Annotated in this window: 4 protein-coding genes and 1 pseudogene; all 5 read right to left on the reverse strand. The window is 76.4% G+C overall.

Annotated elements, in window-relative coordinates; translation table 11 throughout:
* Nucleotides 1-651 (reverse strand): annotated as a pseudogene (locus AC1DP1_RS23140) (hypothetical protein); the annotation flags it as partial.
* Nucleotides 648-1,706, reverse strand: a complete 1,059-nt coding sequence (locus AC1DP1_RS23145; protein WP_477508842.1) for a transglycosylase SLT domain-containing protein — start codon at nt 1,704-1,706, stop codon at nt 648-650. The gene AC1DP1_RS23145 and the pseudogene AC1DP1_RS23140, both read right to left, overlap by 4 nt.
* Nucleotides 1,703-2,161 carry a flagellar FliJ family protein gene (locus AC1DP1_RS23150; RefSeq protein ID WP_477508843.1) on the reverse strand — a complete coding sequence of 153 codons (459 nt, stop codon included), beginning with the start codon at nt 2,159-2,161 and terminating at the stop codon, nt 1,703-1,705. Before AC1DP1_RS23150 ends, AC1DP1_RS23145 begins: the two co-directional genes overlap by 4 nt.
* On the reverse strand, nt 2,161-3,462 hold the full coding sequence (locus AC1DP1_RS23155; protein WP_477508844.1) for a FliI/YscN family ATPase: 1,302 nt from the start codon (nt 3,460-3,462) through the stop codon (nt 2,161-2,163). Before AC1DP1_RS23155 ends, AC1DP1_RS23150 begins: the two co-directional genes overlap by 1 nt.
* Nucleotides 3,459-3,766, reverse strand: a 308-nt coding sequence (locus AC1DP1_RS23160) for a FliH/SctL family protein (RefSeq protein ID WP_477508845.1), incomplete at its 5' end; no start/stop codon positions are given. The genes AC1DP1_RS23160 and AC1DP1_RS23155, both read right to left, overlap by 4 nt.

Raw genomic sequence — 3,766 nt, forward strand, 5'->3', positions numbered from 1 at the left:
CGGCTGCACCGCCGTCGTCGCGCCCGCGGTGGCGACGGCCCCTGCGGGCGACTGGCTCCCGGGCTGGCCCGCGGTCTGACCGGCGGCCTGGCCCGTGGGCTCCCCCGCGGGCTGGGCGGCGGGCGGCGCGTCGACGGATGGGCTCGGGGACGTGCCGGCGGCCGTGTCGGTGGTTGGCGCGCCGGCGGTCGCCGTCGGTCCGACGCCGTCGACCGGGCCGTCGGCACCTGCGCCGTCGACCGGGCCGTCGACACCGTGCGTCGCTCCGCTGACCAGGTCGACCGGCGCGGCCAGGAGCAGGATCGCGGGCGGTGGCGAGACGTAGGGGACGGCATCTGCAGTCGTAGCCCCCTCGGCCGGGACTCCGTCCTCCGCCGCGGGGTCCACCGCCTCCTCCCCCGCAGCGTCCGCCGCAGGGTCCGCCACCGGGTCCGCCGCAGGGTCCGCCGCAGGGCCTGCCGCGGTGACGTCGGTCGTCGCCGCTCCGGCGAGGACCTCGGCGGTGGGGTCCCCGCCGGACGCGTCGTCGAGGAGCCGTGCGACCAGCGCGGCGAAGCCGGCCGGCGCCGCGGCGTCGACGGGGGCGACCCCAGCTGCGGGCAGCACGGCCGAGGTCGTGGGTCCCGGTGCGGTGGACGAGGTGATGGTCATGCGGCTCCCTGCCAGCTGGTCATGACGGACTGCACGTAGGCGCGCGTCTCGGGGTAGGGCGGGATCCCGTCGTAGCGCAGGACCGCACCCGGCCCGGCGTTGTAGGCAGCGAGCGCCAGCTCGACGGAGCCGAATCGGGACATCAGGTCGTCCAGGAGGCGGGCGGCCCCGTCGACGGCCTGGACCGGGTCGAAGGAGTCGGCGACACCGAGCCCCCGGGCGGTGGCGGGCATGAGCTGCATCAGCCCCTGGGCGCCGGCGGGGCTCACGGCACGAGGGTCGAAGCCCGACTCCTGCCGCGCGACCGCCGCCAGCAGGGCCGGGTCGACCCCGTGGGTGGTGCCGGCGCGCTGGAAGAGGTCGGCGAAGGGGGTGCCGGCCGGCACCGTGGAGCCGGTGGCTGCGACGGTCCCGGCCGGTGCGACCGGTGGTGCGGTGGTCGAGGACGTGCGGGCGAGCGGCGTCGTACCCGCCGGTGCGGTCGCGAACGGCGCGGGGTCGGTGAGGATGCGACGGATGTAGTCGGGCGGCGTCGTCACCGGCACCACCTGCACCTCACCACCGGGGCGGGGCGCCTCGATCATCATCCCGTTGCCGATGTAGATCGCGATGTGGTCCGCCCCGACGTTGCGGCTGGAGTTGTCCCAGGCGATGAGGTCGCCCGGCAGGGCCTCGGACATGCTCGCCACCGGCGAGCCGGCGCGGGCCTGGTCGGCGGACAGTCGCGGCAGGTCGATCCCGAAGGTCGAGTAGGTCGCCTGCACCAGTCCGGAGCAGTCGACGCCGCGCTCGGGGTCGGTGCCGCCCCAGACGTAGGGGAGCCCGACCATCTCGAGGGCACGGGTCACCACCGCGTCGCCCCTGACCGATCCCGCCGGACCGACCGTGGCGGGTGTGCCGCCCGGAGCGTACGCACTGGTGGTCGCCCCCGGGCCGGTCGTGCGGGACAGCACGTCGGTGAACCCGCCAGGGCTCGTGCCGGCACGCGTGACCGGCAGCATGGCCAGCTGCGCCTGGATCTGCGAGATCCGGGCAGTGACGTCGGCGATGCTCATCTCGGGGTCCCCTCAGACCCCGAGCGGGTGCGCAGCCAGCGCGCCGAGACGAGGTCGTCGACCTCGACCCGCTCGCGGCGCTGGCGCTCGGCACGACGGCGCTCCTCGCGTCGCTCGAGCAGCAGCTCGACGGCCGACAGCCGGGTGCGGTCCAGCTGCCAGTGCTCGCGTGCCATCGCGGTGAGGGTCGTCGCCGAGGTGAGCGCGGCGCGGGAGGCCGTGACGTCGGCCGCGACCGCGGCCGCGGCGTGGCGGGCCGCGCCGAAGGACGCCGGGTCGGCGTCGCGCGGGTCCGGGGTCGCGGCCAGGAGCGCGACCACCGCGTCGAGGCGACGTACGGCCTCGCGCTCGTCCGCAGCGGCCCGGGCGAGGCCGAGCCGGCTGTCCTGCTCGCGGACGCCGCGCACGCGGGCGACGGCCCGCATGCCGGCGTCCGGGTCGGGGGTGCGTGCCATCAGGCCACCAGCTCCCGGAGTCGCTGCCAGGTCTCGGACGTCGGGGTGCTGTCGTCCATGTCCTGCTGCAGGAAGGCGTCGATGGCGGGCATCCGGGCCAGCGCCACGTCCGCGTCGGGGTCGGCGCCGGCGACGTAGGCGCCGATCTCGACGAGCTCGCGCACCGAGCGGTGGGCGGCGAGCAGGCGGCGGAGACGGGTCGCGTCGGCCCGCTGCTCGGGCACGGTCACCGCGCCGGAGACGCGGGAGATCGACTCGAGCACGTCGATGCTGGGGAAGTGCCCGGCCGTCGCGAGACGGCGGGACAGGACGACGTGGCCGTCGAGGATGGACCGGGCGGTGTCGCCGATGGGGTCCTGCATGTCGTCGCCCTCGACGAGCACCGTGTAGAGCCCGGTGATGCTGCCTGCGGGCGAGGTGCCCGCGCGCTCGAGGAGCTGCGGGAGCAGGGTGAACACGCTCGGCGGGTAGCCGCGGGTGGCGGGCGGCTCGCCGGCCGACAGGCCGATCTCCCGCTGCGCCATCGCGACGCGGGTGAGGCTGTCCATCATCAGCACCACGTGCTTGCCGCTGTCGCGGAAGTGCTCGGCGATGCGCGTGGCGACGCTCGCCGCCCGCAACCGCTCGACCGGTGGCGCGTCGGACGTGGCGACGACCACCACCGAGCGGGCCAGCCCCTCGGCCCCGAGGTCGTTCTCGATGAACTCGCGCACCTCGCGACCGCGCTCCCCGACCAGCGCGATGACCGAGACCTCAGCGTCGGTGCCGCGAGCGACCATCGACAGCAGGCTCGACTTGCCGACGCCGGAGCCGGCCATGATGCCGATGCGCTGACCGCGTCCACACGGGGTGAGGGCGTCGAGGGCGCGCACGCCGAGGCCGACCTGCTGGTCGATGCGGGGGCGGCTCATCGCCGCCGGAGCGACCTGGCCGACCCCGACCTGCGGCAGGTGGTCGAGCGAGGGGCCGCCGTCCACGGGACGGCCGAGGCCGTCCAGGACCCGCCCGCGCAGCTCGTCACCGACGCCCACCAGCAGCGGCCCGCCCGTGTGGCGTACGACGTCGCCCACCTGCAGGCCGGTGGTGCTGCCGAGGGGCAGGCAGGTGAGGCCGCCCGGGCCGCTGGCGGCCACCTCCGCGAGGACGCTCGTGCGGCCCTCGACCGAGACGAGGTCGCCGACGGCAGCGGGCAGGCCGGTGATCCGGACCTGGAGGCCGAGCAGCTCGGCCACCCGGCCCAGGCGCAACGGGGCGACGGCGCCGAGGGCGCGGGCCCGCAGCTCGGGCGTGAGGACGGTCATCCCAGCACCCGGGAGAGTCGGTCGAGCGCCTCGTCGACGCGGAGGTCGACGACGTGGTCGTCGGCGTGGGCGACCGCGTCCGCGCGACCCAGCGTGGGGTCCGCGACCACCGCGATCGACAGCTCACGCAGGTCCCCAGCGAGGGCGGCGACGTCGGGGTGCAGGCGGACCGACAGCACCGGGTGCTCCGGCACCAGCCCGGTCACCCGCTCGAGGACGTGCGCAGGGTCGGGGTGTGCCGCGCCGACCAGGGTGCGGGTCAGCTCCAGCGCCAGGGCGCCGGCCTGGTCGTCGACGAGACGGC

This window comes from Nocardioides sp. P4_G10 (genome assembly GCF_056401175.1).